This window comes from Spirosoma sp. 209, from assembly GCF_002006735.1.
Lineage (GTDB): Bacteria > Bacteroidota > Bacteroidia > Cytophagales > Spirosomataceae > Spirosoma > Spirosoma sordidisoli.
This window is the reverse complement of the sequence record NZ_MVEC01000009.1, coordinates 392,124-406,574: the sequence shown is the minus strand read 5'-3', so window position 1 is coordinate 406,574 and position 14,451 is coordinate 392,124. Positions and strand designations below refer to the sequence as shown.

11 protein-coding genes are annotated in these 14,451 nt (G+C 49.2%); all 11 read left to right on the top strand.

Annotated elements, in window-relative coordinates:
- Positions 1–667: 667 nt before the first annotated feature.
- The 11 genes from B1C80_RS17000 (at position 668) to B1C80_RS16950 (ending at position 14,448) form a co-directional block, all read left to right on the top strand.
- Positions 668–3,475 (top strand): TonB-dependent receptor, encoded by a 2,808-nt coding sequence (locus B1C80_RS17000; RefSeq protein ID WP_077922379.1) that lies wholly within the window; start codon positions 668–670, stop codon positions 3,473–3,475.
- Positions 3,476–3,619: 144 nt separating this feature from the next.
- Positions 3,620–4,525: a hypothetical protein gene (locus B1C80_RS16995; protein WP_077922378.1), complete on the top strand. Its 906-nt coding sequence runs from the start codon at positions 3,620–3,622 to the stop codon at positions 4,523–4,525.
- Positions 4,526–4,841: 316 nt separating this feature from the next.
- Positions 4,842–5,747 (top strand): hypothetical protein, encoded by a 906-nt coding sequence (locus tag B1C80_RS16990; protein WP_077922377.1) that lies wholly within the window; start codon positions 4,842–4,844, stop codon positions 5,745–5,747.
- Between the two features lie 145 nt (positions 5,748–5,892).
- The gene (locus tag B1C80_RS16985; protein WP_077922376.1) at positions 5,893–6,759 is read left to right on the top strand and encodes a hypothetical protein; all 867 of its coding nucleotides are present in this window, start codon (positions 5,893–5,895) and stop codon (positions 6,757–6,759) included.
- 54 nt (positions 6,760–6,813) lie between these two features.
- Positions 6,814–7,935: a M57 family metalloprotease gene (locus B1C80_RS16980; RefSeq protein ID WP_139361668.1), complete on the top strand. Its 1,122-nt coding sequence runs from the start codon at positions 6,814–6,816 to the stop codon at positions 7,933–7,935.
- Positions 7,936–7,990: 55 nt separating this feature from the next.
- Positions 7,991–9,178 (top strand): M57 family metalloprotease, encoded by a 1,188-nt coding sequence (locus B1C80_RS16975; protein ID WP_161492782.1) that lies wholly within the window; start codon positions 7,991–7,993, stop codon positions 9,176–9,178.
- Positions 9,151–10,080, top strand: coding sequence for a M57 family metalloprotease (locus tag B1C80_RS16970; protein ID WP_161492781.1), 930 nt, complete (start codon positions 9,151–9,153; stop codon positions 10,078–10,080). The genes B1C80_RS16975 and B1C80_RS16970 overlap by 28 nt, the downstream gene beginning before the upstream one ends.
- 103 nt (positions 10,081–10,183) lie before the next feature.
- Entirely contained in the window at positions 10,184–10,882 is a 699-nt protein-coding gene (locus B1C80_RS16965) for a hypothetical protein (protein WP_077922373.1), read from the top strand.
- Between the two features lie 22 nt (positions 10,883–10,904).
- Positions 10,905–11,924 (top strand): hypothetical protein, encoded by a 1,020-nt coding sequence (locus B1C80_RS16960; RefSeq protein WP_077922372.1) that lies wholly within the window; start codon positions 10,905–10,907, stop codon positions 11,922–11,924.
- A 423-nt stretch (positions 11,925–12,347) separates the two neighbouring features.
- Entirely contained in the window at positions 12,348–13,184 is an 837-nt protein-coding gene (locus B1C80_RS16955; RefSeq protein WP_077922371.1) for a hypothetical protein, read from the top strand.
- A gap of 55 nt (positions 13,185–13,239) precedes the next feature.
- Positions 13,240–14,448: a hypothetical protein gene (locus tag B1C80_RS16950; RefSeq protein WP_129607065.1), complete on the top strand. Its 1,209-nt coding sequence runs from the start codon at positions 13,240–13,242 to the stop codon at positions 14,446–14,448.
- Positions 14,449–14,451 lie beyond the last annotated feature (3 nt).

Sequence of the window (14,451 nt, the reverse complement as noted above, 5' to 3'; positions counted from 1 at the left end):
AATAGGCCAATTATTACTAAAAAGTTTAAGCATTTTTACTTATTAACAATTTTTTGCGAAACTTTCTACAACTCCCCCCGTCTTAGTCAGTGGTGACATATCATCTGAATAATGGTTGATAGGCAATATGTCATTTGGCTAGAACCAGTACAACCCAAAATGTGGTATGCTATGAGAGAATTATACAAAATTTTTTTTGAAGTCATGCTGGCCACCATGTCTTCGGCTTTAAGTAGAATCCTCAGGGTACTGCCTACCCGCCTTAGTCGTGAAAATCCGTCGGGCATTACACTTACTGGATGGGGGTTCTTTACAACCTGGATATCCTATCAGATCCAATCGATCACTATCCGGAACGAGATACTATGGCCCCTGCAGAAAGCGACCAGTTTTGACTTCGACTTTACCAAGCTAGCTTATATCTACAACGATGCACTGATGCCTGAATCAGCTACTACGTCTCTCTTTAAATCGGCCCGGTTCTGGGCTATTGTATTTGTGGCAACCCGAAGCGTTAGCATGAAACGCTTTTCGGTAGTCGCCTGCTAGACGCTCAATCCCTGGATTGACTTAATAGATAGTGCCTACGTTGACGGAGAGCTGGTTTCGCGGACCAGCAACTCGTCAGCGCATCAACAACAATTTTTCACAAATCCCCAAACAATTCATGCAAAACAATTACAACCTGGGCCGTATACTTCGGCTTACCGTAGCACTTTCATCAATCATTGGAACGCTCAGCACCGCCTGGGCACAATTTGCCATTAAGGGAGTCGTCAGAGACGATAAGAACAACCCACTGCCAGGTGTATCGATCGTACTGGCAAAAACAACAACCGGCACTACGACCGACGCCCAAGGCGCTTATTCATTGAAAGCCGGAAACGGATCGTATAAAGTTAGCTACTCGTTTATCGGGTTCACGGCGATTACTAAAGATGTAACGGTATCGGGTGGGGACGTTGAAGTCGATGTGCAGTTACAGCCTTCAACGGCCAGCCTGTCGGAGGTAATCGTGGTTGGTAGCCGGGCTTCGCAGCGCACCGTAACCGACTCGCCCGTACCCATCGATGTATTGTCGGCCAGTGAGTTGCGTACCACGGGTCAACCTACTTTCGATCGGTCGCTTCAGTACCGGGTACCGTCGTTTAACACCGTTAACACGCCCGTAAACGATGCAACGACGCTGCTCGACCCCTGGGAGCTTCGCAACATGGGCCCCAGCCGGACCTTGATTCTGGTCAATGGCAAGCGTAAAAACCTCAGTTCGCTGCTGTATGTGCAGTTCTCGCCGGGTCGGGGCGAAACCGGGGTCGATATTTCGGGTATTCCGCAGCAGGCCATCAAACGGGTCGAGATTCTGCGCGATGGTGCTTCGGCCCAGTACGGCTCTGATGCTATTGCGGGTGTTATGAACATCATACTGAAAGATAAATTCGATTACACCAGTCTGGACGTAAACACCGGTGTGACTTCGCAGGGCGACGGAGCTATGTATAGTATAGCCCTTAACGGCGGTAGCAACCTCAGCAGTAAAGGGTTTGTGAACTACACGGCTGAGTTTATGAAACAGAACAGCGCAGTGCGTTCGGGTATTGTCGATGTGCCGACCGAGATTGCCACTTTTGGCGACGGCACTGGCGGACCGCAGGACCAGCTCATCAAAGCCTATCTGAAAGACTACCCTACGGCCAATAACATCAACGGTACGGGCGACACGCGGGCTGCCAAGTTTGCACTGAATGCGGGCGTCAGTCTGAACGATAACCTGCAACTCTACGGAAATGGAGCCTTCATTGCGAAGCGGGTAGAAAGTTTTGCCAACTATCGGACTCCTTACTGGCGCCAGGATCGGGGCCTGCTCCACAGCGTTACCGATAACGGTGGTAAAAACTACCTGACTCAGGCTACGCTCGCGTTTCCGACCCAGGATAATGTAGACATGTATCGGGGCTACATCGGTTACGTGCCAACGTTCGAGGGGGACATGATCGATTATAATGCTACCCTCGGTGTGAAAGGTGAAACCAACGGCTGGAAGCATGACGTGAGCCTGACAACGGGATATAACTCGCAGGTTTATACGGTCGATAATACCGTGAACCGGACCCTCGGCAAAGCCAGCCCCACTCGCTTCAAACCCGGCGGCTATTCGTTCGGGCATATCGTGGGTAACATCGATATATCGAAGCAAGTGAATGAGAAGCTGGGTATCGCCTTCGGTATGGAAGCCCGCTCCGAAAAATACACCATAACAGCTGGTGATACGGCTTCGTATAGTGGTGAGGGTTCAAACTCATTTCCGGGTCTGGCGGCTGTCAATGCGGGGTCGAATCAGCGCTTCAATATCGGTGCTTACTTCGACCTGAGCTACGACATTACGAAGGATTTCCTCGTCAACGGTACCTTCCGCACGGAGAACTATAGCGACTTCGGGAGTGCCAATGTCTGGAAGTTGTCATCACGGTATAAAATAGCTGATGACAAAATTGTGCTGAGAGCTTCGGCATCAACAGGCTTCCGGGCGCCAACGCTGCACCAGATCTACGCGCAGTCTACCCAGGCCGCTTTCGTAGGGGGAACCATTCAACTGTCGGGCCTTTTCAACAACCGCAGTGCTCAGGCGCGCGCATTGGGCATTCCGGCCCTGACGCCCGAAAACTCGACTAACATCACGGCGGGTATTGCGCTCAATCCGTCTAAGAATCTTAGCATTTCGCTCGACTACTACAGCATCAATGTGAAGAACCGGATTGTGTATAGCTCGTCGATCTCGTCGTCTGACCCGAAAAGCCTGCTGGGCGGTATTCTGCAACAGGCTGGCGTAAGAACAATTCAGTTTTTCATCAATGGTATCGAAACAACCACCCAGGGTCTTGACTACGTAATATCGTACCGGAACCTGCCGGCTGGTCAGGGTCGTATCGGGTTTAACCTGGCGGGTAACTTCGTGCTGGACAACCGTATCGACGGTGCGCCTGCCGATCCTGCTGCCATCAAAGCAGCCGGTTCGAGTATCCTGAATACGCAGATCCGCTCACTGCTGACCGAGAGCCGGCCCCGGTACAAGAGCATCCTGGGTATAGATTACAGCCTCGGCAAGTGGAACATGAACCTGAACAACACGCTCTTCGGGTCTACTTCGTTCCAGGATCTGGACAACGGCGGATCGGCCATGGAAAACATCAAAGCCGTATTTAAACCAGCCGTGGTTACCGATCTGAGCCTGGGCTATATGTTCAGCAAGAACATAAGCGCTACCGTAAACGTGAACAACCTGCTCAACGTACTGCCTAAATGGGATCTGGTTGCTCAGAACGAAAAGGGTAGCCAGGCCATCAACACGCCTGAGAAAGAGTCGCTGTTGCGGGGCTTCCTGGGTTTCAGCGGTCGCTACAGCATTCTGGGTTACAACGGCTCGCAGTTCAGCCAATTGGGAACCATGTTCAATGCCAACCTGAACATCAAGTTCTAAGTAGTATGTATGTTCTGAAGTCTGCCGTTTGCCAGGGAAAATGGCAGACTTCAGAACATACAAATGATGAATAAAGAATACACGCTTATCCACTTTCACCTGTCTGATTGAATTAATCTAACCTAACCTAAAACCACAGTAACCATGAGAAAGCAACACGTAATTGCCGGAACAATGCTCATTTTGTCAACAATGGGGCTGATGAGCTGTCAAAAGGAACAGGAGGTTACGCCAACGGAAACCGAACAGGAAGTAATTCAGACCACGGATAACTCGGCGATAGAAGAGGGTGCCATTAAATTTACATTGATCAAACCTGCGCTTTTGCGTTTGTCGCACCTACAACAAGCCGCAGTGAACTACAAAACGATCGATGATCTGCTTAACTATTTTAAAGTCAACGGCACTAAGCCTTCTGGCTTGTTTTTCAATGGTGATAAAATTGCAGATGGCCGGGGCGATTCTTATAGTACTCTTAAGCCCGCTGAGATACAACTTGCCAATAATCAGAGGGTCACTCAATCTTCGATGACCAGGTCAGCTGATACACTATTGCTTGACAAAATTATCGACAATACGAAGAGCACGACTGCGCTACCAACATCCGTATCATTCACAAAAGAAACGGGCTATGCTATCTATCACACAACGACTTCGTTGAGCTACATAACCCAGCCACTTGATGTTAAGTTGAAACTGCATGACTCATCAATCCAATGGAAAATTTTCGGCGGTGAAAAAGATAATAATGTAAAGCTAAGTGCCACAAAGCCTGTCAATGGTCAGTGGTTAGTAAATGTGCCGGCGGGCAAAAAGCTGAAAATAAGTGTCTACAAAGTAAAAGTCACAAGAAACTATACATACCAAGTGTTTATGGACCTGGGCGGCCAAGTGTCTGCTTATTTTTCTACTCCCCAACGAGGAAAGAATTACTTGGGTCTGCCTGCAATCAATTTCTGGACCGGTATCCTGCCTAACGCAAGACCCTCACAAAAGGGTACTGTAACTTCTCAGCAGTATGAATACGTTATAAAGCGTCAATTCATTTGATCAATGATTGAGAAGTACATCGATAAAGTCTTGAATAAAAGACTCTGACTCTGAGAATAGCCCTGAGCGGCTGTCCAAAACTATCTGTTTACGCATCGGAAAGGTAAGCCTAGTCTCTAAGACGGATTAACGCGCAGCTGCGATTGACCGTGCTTTTGGGGGTAGGGGAGACTTTGCCTAAGATAAATACTTTACATTTTGGATAGACGCTCTGGGCTATAGAAGAATTTTCTGGATGGAGGAGCATCCGGCTACAGCCGAAACTAATCGGCAGCGTCCCCCATCTCATTATGACTAACCCAAAACCACAGTACCCATGAAAGCACAACAGCTAATTGCTGGGAGTATGCTCATTGTGTCAACGATAGGCTTGGTGAGCTGTCAGGAAGAGAAGGAAGTTACACCGACAACGACCGAACCGGAAATGGTTCAGACTGCAGGCGACTCGGCTATTGAAGAGGCTGTAAATCAATTTACGCTGGTTAAACCAATGCCCTTACGTTTGTCGCATTTACAGCAATGGGCAATAAACTACAGGACTGTTGAGGATTTACTTAACTTCTTCAAAATCAATAACGTGCGTCCCGATGGTGTGTTTTTCAACGGCGATAAAATTGGGGCGGGACGGGGCGACTTCTACAATACTTTCACGCCTGCAGAAATCCGAATTTCGAATAACCAACAGATTAAGTTAACCGCAACAGTGTCAGTAGAAGACAAGTTGGTGGCTAATAAAATTATCGATAATACTGCCAGGGCTACACCAATCACTCAGAAAGTGAACTATGTAGCTGATACAGGCTATAATATCTTTCACACAACAACGACAACCAGTCCGATCAACCAACCGCTCAGTGTCAATTTAAACTTATTGGGCATGACGTTGCCATTCAGTGTTTTTGGCAATAAGAAAGACAACTATGCTCTCCTAAAAATGACAAGACCTGCTGCAAGTTATTGGGCTGTGACTGCGGCAGCGCGCAGAAAACTCCAGGTACAGATCGTTCGGGTCAAAACTCGGCAAATATTCAATTACTGGGTATATATGGATCTGACCGGTGCAGTGTCGGCCAATTTTGGAAGCCGTCAAAATGGTCACTATTACTGGGCATTTCCAGCCATCAATTTCTGGTCAGGCGTGACGCCCATGGTAAGACCAGCGCAACTTGGTCGGTTCGTAGTTGAGCGTTTCACGTATGTAGCGAAATACAAGTTCGTGTAAGTAGTCACGAATTCGATCAACAGACGCATTCATGGCAAAGCGGTTGACCTGTCACTTATTAGTAGCGGGTCAAGACCAGAGACTCTAATCGCCATGAAACGAATGCACGTACCCTGCTAATTTCCTAACCCTAAGAAATCAAACCATGAAACGTTTACTTTCTCTCGGCCTGCTTACGGTGGGCTTGTGTTTCGGTATTAGCCTTGATGCCAACGCCGGAGTGATGGCGGAGACAATTGAACGGGAGCAATTAATTGAAAAGCTGAGCACCAGCGATAGCTTCGAGAAGTACGCCATGAACGTGACCATCATGGCCGGGCGGGAAGCCATACAATGGGGAGCGCTAACCAGTGAAGAAGCGGTTGCCAAACAGACCCGCCTGAAAAAACTGCTGGAGCAGCCAGCGTATCTGCTTTCTTCTCAAAAAGACGAACTGGCCCAGTTAGCTGGTTATGCGGATTGGGCCCTGTACGAAAAGGCTCTCATAACGACACTTTCCTTACGAGATAAACTGCTGGCTACGTTTCCTGAGCTAAAAATCATGTCGCAGGACGAAGCCGCATCGGTTCTTACGACTGCTTATTACCGGTTACAAATGAAAATGGGTTCAGGCAGAATGATTGCAGGAACGGCCCAGGAAGTTGTCAATTGTATTGAGCGTGCCAAGGTGAAATTTAATGAATGTGTAAACGGCAAAGCTACGGCGGGTACCAAGGGGGGTATAATATCCAAGATCAACGACGACTGTACGATAGCCGTGATTTTAGCATCTATAGTGTTTTATTTCAAGATTGATGTTGCGCGGGTCGTACTGAGAGCTAATCATATCCAGCTCATAGACGGAGGAGTGAATTTTGTTCACAACAACGCCATTTTCACCAGCTTACCGGCCATGATGAGTTCCTGTGCTGTTATATCCGGTGTATTTATTCTGACTAATTATTCGACAAAAGTTGCCGCTTGTAAAGCACAACTGACAAAAGACATCGATTCCTGTAAGCGACTCCTGTAATGCGTAGCAACAAGCCTAAATCTGACACTTCTTTGACTCACTAACCCCTCCAGGATGAAAGTATCTCTACATTTTTTCTTGCGGCTGTTTCGAGGGTTGCGGCCTCTGAGTTTGTTGTTATTGCTGAATAACAGCTGCCAGCCCGTCACGGACTCGCTGAGGCCCCAGGCCGGGCAAGTTGATAACAGCCCGGCCGTACGGGCCTACATCCGCAGCCTGGGCTGCCCCGATTCGCTGATTCATGATGCGGGCGACCACTTCCTGGCCGATGGCGATATGCTGTTTCCCAAAAATATGGCGCTGCCAGGCCAGACTATCACGACTGACGCAGCGGAAGAGCAGGCATATATTCCAACCGGAGGGTTAATCTGGAATGGACTAAGACAGAAACGCGTACGGTTAACCACCACGAGAACTATGAGCGTGTACGAACCGGAGATCAGGGCGGCTATGACATTATGGAACAATTCAGGCAGCAACATTCGGTTTGAGCTAGTGAACAGAACTACTCCCTACGATGTCATCGTCATACAAACCGTAGACCCGAGTCTGGACGATTATTATGCATTGGCCGAATCTCCCCGGAATGGAAAACCAGGGCCGCACATAATTGTCAACTTAACCTACTTTAATCCGCTCGCACGGTCGCAAAAAATTACAGTACTAGCCCATGAACTTGGTCATACGCTGGGGCTGGCCCATACAGACTGGGCGGCAAAAAATGAACCGACAAGAATCGATCTTGCTTATACGCCCACAGTTGAACGGGCATCGATAATGAATGCCGACTTGACTCAAAGCGGCTGGCCCACCAGATTAACAGCCAACGACGCTAAAGCGCTGCGGGTGATCTACCCAAAGACGCCTTACAATATAAAGCTCAACTGGATCAACCCCACCACCCTGCGCATCAGCTGGTCTGGCCCGCTCCACCCCGTGAAGGGCTACTACGTGAAAGTGACGCCTGTAGACATGGAAAGCAACGGCATTCCCCGCACTCTCTGGGTAGTGGGTACCCGGGCTGGTCTCAATGTAAATGTAGCGAACCCGGTTTGTCAGTGTTCGGTGGCCAGCCTGTATGAGGTGGAGGTGCAGACGGTTTATAACGACGATGCACCCCCGGGTAAGCTGTCGCGCTCGGCCTGGACGGACACGGCCATTCTCTATGCTCGCTGAGGACGTATACTAAACCTGCTCACTTGTTGATGAACCCCTATCTAACCCTATGACCATGCAAACATCCTTACTACTCTTCAGGAAATCGCTGACTGGCCTGCTGGCCGCCAGCCTGGTGTTGGCTACTGCCTGCCAGCCCGTCATGGACCCGCTGACGCCCCAGCCTGAGCAGGCTGATAACAGCCCGGCCGTACGGGCCTACATCCGTAGCCTGGGCTGCCCCGACTCGCTCATCTATGACGCGGGTGATCACTTCCTGGCCGATGGCGACCTGCTGTTTGATAAAAACATGGCGTTAACTGCCAACGGGGCTCAGGAGGAGCAGGTTATACAAAGCTACGATCAGCTCATCTATAATGGCGCTGCCCAGACAAGCATCGACGTATCTGTTGATGCAGCCGCTAAAAAGGCGGACCCAAGTATTGCGGCTTATGTGAAAGGGGCGGTTGATTTACTGAACTATGTGGCAAGCACGAATCAGGTGCGTTTAAAGTTTTATACAGAACAACCCAACGCCAGAGTACATATCAAGGTCGTCGTCGACGACGTACGCATACCGATTAAGTCGATTGGTCAGTATATAACGGGTACTCCGCCCTCCCAAGGCAAGCCAGGCGGGCTGGTAAGCATTCACAAATTCTACTTTAACAACCTAAACTTTTTTGAGAGAGTCAGCTACATGTATCACGCCCTGGGGCATTGTTTGGGCTTAGTACACACCGATTGGAAAAACTTTACGAATGAGCTACCCGCCATCCAGATACCCGGCACCCCGGCATCGGATGTAAATTCAATCATGAATCGAAACGGGGGGGCGTTAGCTGTTAGTAATGCTGATAAAGCCGCCCTCAGAGTCATGTACCCTGCTACGGCCTACGGCTTTAAGTTAAGCTCCGCCTACGAGGCCTTCTCGAACTCATCTCCAGTGTTGTTAACCTGGCGAGGTCCTTTGCACAACGTCAAAGGCTTCGACGTGGCGTATAGCGCGCTGGGCAACCCTACCGGTGATGGGGTCTATGCGCCTATCACGTTCAAAGCTGGCAACGTGAGCTACTCGAGGATTTTGTTCCGGTTTAAACGGCCGGCAAATGTGGATCCCAATGCGTACAAACCCCAAGTGCGGACTTACCGGGTTCGAGTCAGGACACGCTATTCGGATGGTTCGGTCGGCAACTGGTCACCATCGCCGATGGCGACATGGTGTTCCCCAAGAACATGGCGCTGCCAAGCCAGGCCGACATGACTGATGCTCGGGAGGAGCAGGCCTATACTAACAACCATGGCCTCATCTGGAACTACAGCATACAAAAAAACATAGTAATCGATGTGTCTCCGCTGCAGCGTTTTTTGAATGTCTCACCCGGACAGGGTCGTCGTCCATTTACGCAGGCTGATATCAATGCCTTCACGAATGCCGTTGTCAATGGCGCCAAACTCTGGAACAAGGCAACACATACCTCGGGCCTTACTGATTCGAACATCTTTTTTAGGGTGACTAAAACACCATCGAGTGGCGTCAATGTAGTGAAGGTGGGTATCACGACCAACTTCGCCAATGCCATCACTTATGCCGCGGCCGACTACCCCAAGAACGGTATTTTGGGCAATAGGCTGATATTCAATGCCTATAGTGCATTTGTGAACAGGCCGTGGAACCAGCAGGCTGCTATTGTAGCCCACGAGCTTGGGCATATCGTTGGGTTGCGACATACAAACTGGCAACCGAACAATGAATCGCCTGCCCTGTACCTACCGGGCCTGCCGATCAACGATGTTAGTTCTATTATGAACGCTAGCTATACGGGTGAATACGACAAGATAAACGGCAACGATGGCCAGGCACTTCGATTGTTATACCCTGTTTATCTGAAAGCTTACTTGTCTTTAGATAGCGTAAAAAATATCGTGTGGATAAGACGGCAAACCACCTTCACTCCCTCGAAAGGGGTGTATGTGTGGTACCAGGTTTACAGGGCAGGTAAGGTCGTAGCTACGGCCCCGGCTATTGGCGTGCGTATGGCTGGCGTGGGTTTAGGATTTGATATTCCTGCTCGCACAGGCATTACGGTGACCGTCAAACTGCGGTGGCAGGATATGGCTGGCAATTATACGCCCTGGTCTCCATTCGAAACGCTTCAACAGTAGGGGCGCACGAAAGTAGCGGTGGTAAGCACGGATATAACCTGCTGATAACAATGATCTTACCTAAATCCAGATTAATCAATTTTTACTAACCCATTTAAACGCCATGAAACAACTCGCATTACTGATTACGCTCGGCCTTTTTGTAGGCCTAACGGTATTTGGCTGCCGAACAGCCGAACTTATGCCAGCTAATACCTCTGTTGCCCCAGATGTTACTAGTGTCGATACACCGGCCAAAGTGTTCTACAAAGGGAAACAAATTACCGATCCTAAAGAAATAGAACGGCTGCTGGCGCAAGCCAGGGTGGCAGTACGCGATTCGGCTAATATTATGACTGTTTATGACAGCGAGGACGACGCTCCGCCTACGCTACCCCGGGAGGAAGCCGTTGATCTAAGCTCTTATGTTTTTTTCGTTGTTCAGGCAAACTGGCAGCCCATAATTGGCTTGCAACATAAGCACCAATATGTAGTGACACTAACTGGCACCAACTATAATTACAATACTAAAGTAAACGCAATAGCCTTCAACTTAACAACCAATAAACTGATTGGAAATGGATTTTTCCTGACAACCCCTGGGTATCTGGCCAGGGGAGGAGATGGGATGGGGACCGGAGTTGTGCGCATTGCCAATGTAACTCCAACTGCAAAAACGATCAGTTTTAAATTGAACACTGGCGCTACACTTAAAGTCTCATTGGCCTCAAGAGCAACTACGTCGATCAGCACGAAAATTATTGCTGACCAGTACTACTTTGGTAATATCCGAGGTTATGTAGTGTCCCATCTTGTACAATAAACACCTTAAACTGAACCCGTCCATGAAAGTATTATCTATCCGGATGAGCCTGCCTGCTTTGCTTTTGCTCACCATACTGGGTCTTAACTCCACCCTACTGGCGCTGAGTCCAACAACCAGTCACGAAGCGCTGGCCACTAAACTGGCAAACAATACAGTCTTTAAGCGCTATACTGGTAATGCCCTGTTGCTGAGCTCATTGCTAATCGTACATAGGCAGTCCCTAACACAAGAGGCAGCAGCTCAGGAACTGAATAAGGTAAACGCCCTGGTGAGCAACCCAACCTACCTGCTGCCCTCGCAGAAAGATGAGCTGGCCCAGGCCGTTGGCTATCCAGACTGGGCGTATTTTGAGCAGCATATGAGTCAAATTTTAGACCTGCGAGAGAGTTTATTGACCAGCTTCCCGGAATTAACGTCTATAGGGCAAACCGAACTGATGTCGATTTTCCAGCAGGCTTACGAACGTTCAGGCTCCGCTTACGCTTTGACCCCTGAAGACGACCGACTGAAAAAACTGGAAATTTGCTACACCAGAGCCGATGCAAAATATGCAGCCTGTTTAAATTTAGCTTTACGTAACCATGTCGCATGGCAGGTCACTACAGCTGTCATTACTGCTGCTTGTGTATCGGTAGGAACATGGGCCGCTTATAAGTTTTATAAAACAGCTAACATGGAGCCAGCGCCTACGTTAAACACGGCAGGTTCAGCAGCGGTTCTGTTGCGGCAGCTCTCGAGTCCACCGACAAGTCCACCAGCCAGTAGTATTGCTGGCGAATTTGGGGATGGAGATGCGATTATTGACATGCCAACGGTAGCCGATCAGCTCCGGGAAACAACCAGGGTTAGAGCAGATGTTCTCGAAAAAACGTATTTAGTGAGCCACCTGCTCCCGGCCATTCCTTGTCTGATTATCGCCACCGCTCTTATACCTGCTGGCGTTGGTAATTTCAATACCGGCAGAGGCCAATGCCAGACTACACTTGGTCAGGATTTGACCAGGTGCAAGGAACTCCCTAGCTATAATCCGTTGAAGTAGCGCAACCCGCTACAGGCTCCTTTCTCTGAAGAGGCTTTCTTGCGCCTTTATGCCGAGCTGTTGCTCCAGGTGGCCTGAGTAGTAACAGTAAGCCTAGCCTGCTCTACTGTTGAGCTTACTCGGTAAATGACTGTTATAACTTCAGTTAGCTCGGAAAATATCTCAACTCCCGGTCCTCCAGGAGGTATCGGACGGCTTCTGTCTGGAGGACTGGGAGTGGAAACTGGCTTTCCCTAATAACTCTTACAGAGCGAGAGTCGATGTCTACAGCAACCATGTGAAACTGCTGTAGACCCCTATGAGATTAACCTCGCGGGTAGGGAATAAAATATACTTAACGTTGAAGCGATCCCGGTTTGTTGAGAACCGATCTGCCGTCCGGGGCGGCCTCTTACGTCATGGTATCACTAAACTTTTACCATAATGAAAACACGTTTACTCAAAGCAGGGGTTACGCTGCTTCTGTTGTTGCTGGTTAACCACCACTTAAAAGCCAGTATGGCTCCGTCTGGCGAGGCCCATGAGGTATTAGTGAAAAGGCTAAGCACCAGTAGGGTGTTTAGAGACTTTACACTGAGCATGGGAACCCACCTGTATATTCAGGAGCTTCACCGGCAAACGCTGACCGAGGCACAGGCGGCCAAAGAATTGGCACGAGCGAACTCATACCTGACACATTCGGACTACCTGCTTATGGCAGAGAAGGAAGAGCTAGCACAAATGTCGGGCTACTCTAGCTGGGATCTGTATCAGCAGGCTATTACACGAATAGATTCGGTACGTCACCAGTTTTGGGCTGCTTTTCCAGACATCCTGATGATGCCTCAGACCGAAGCTCAGGCGGTTATGCAGCGTGCCATTGCCCAGATCAGTGCAGACCTTGTTGAAACTCTGGAGAATATACCCAATCTAAAACAGTGTCTGGCTGACGCCAATCCTCAGCATGTCGACTGCCTGGGTTATTCAAAAACGAAAAGCCTGAGTGTACTGATCAAAATGGTTAGTGCGGCCTGTTTTACAACCGCTATGCTGAGTTCAGCCGCCTTGTACTCGGTAATAAGAGCAGCCTCGGAACAAAGGCTAAGTTCAAGTATTGAATACAGCTTTATCATTCACGCATTCACATTTGGGCTGAGTTGCTCTGTTCTGTCAGCTACCACGTTTGGCCTGGCAAACTACGTCACACAAGCCCAAAAAATCATTTGCGAACAACAATACAAATCTAAGCTAGGTACATGCCTGGCAAAATACGGTCATTGACGATGAACGTGCCTGAGCTGATCAGGAGAGCCTCTCGTCCTCAAGCATACTGCAAATGAACACACCCTCATCTCTCATAAGCTGGTCATTAACCTGTTCGCTAGTAGCGAGTTTGGTATTGCTGATCAACGGCTGCCAGCCGGTCGCCGACTCGTTATCGCCCCAAGCCGGACTTGCTGACAACAGCCCGGCCTTGCGGGCCTACATCCGGAGTTTGGGTTGCCCCGATTCGCTGATTCAGGACGCGGGCGATCACTTCATCGCCGATGGCGACCTGCTGTTTCCCAAAGACATGGCTGTACCAAACCCGGCTAACATCAATGACGCTCAAGAAGAACAGGCCTATACTTCTTCTGAGCTGTTAATCTACAATGGCCGTTCTCAGGGTGATATTACAGTAGGGATTGCTCAAAGTGCCCGCAACGAAATTCCCGGAATCGAAGCCATGGTCATTAAAGCAATTGCCCAATGGAATAGCCTGGGACGCAACCTTGTCCGCACAAAGTTTAGGTATACTGGTAATTCAGGACATTTAATGATAATCAGTAAACCACCCAGGGCGCCAATAATTGGGTTTGGTAATTACGTCTCGGAGTTTCCGGCATTGAAGGGAAATGCACCCAGACTTATGGAAGTTTATGCAAAAAATTTTAACTCTTTAGAATACAATTTCAAAGTAGGCACTCTTACTCACGCATTTGGGCATTGTTTGGGATTAAACCATACTGACTGGAAAAGGTGGCCGGGTGAGATAGTTGCTTCGCAGATACCAGGTAGCCCAGCGGTTGACAATCAGTCTGTAATGAATCGGCTGGCCGATTTTATGACGCCCAGTAATGCTGATATAAACGCCCTGCGGACACTATACCCTGCCACGGCTTACAATTTTAAGGTGAACATCGTCAATAAGCCAGATAACAAAAAAGCCTTCTCGATCAGTCTGAATGGGCCTGTGCACAAGATTGCCGGCTTCACGTTACGGTACATCATAGCGCAGGAGTATAGAAAAATAGGTACGCCCAGTACTTCCCCTCCTACACTTGCCCCAACTGTTCAGACGCCCGGAGTGGAGGGTGTGCCCTGGCCTGCAAAGCCGGGTCCAGCGGTTAACCAGTACACCCTGGAAACGAAACCGGTAGGGGACCTTAAATCCAATGAGAACTGGACGGTGACCTGGGTTTTCCGATTCAACGTAAGAATAAGATACGTCGATGGCGCAGTTGGCCCCTGGTCAAACGAGGTGCTACTCAGGGTTGCCCGCTGAGCC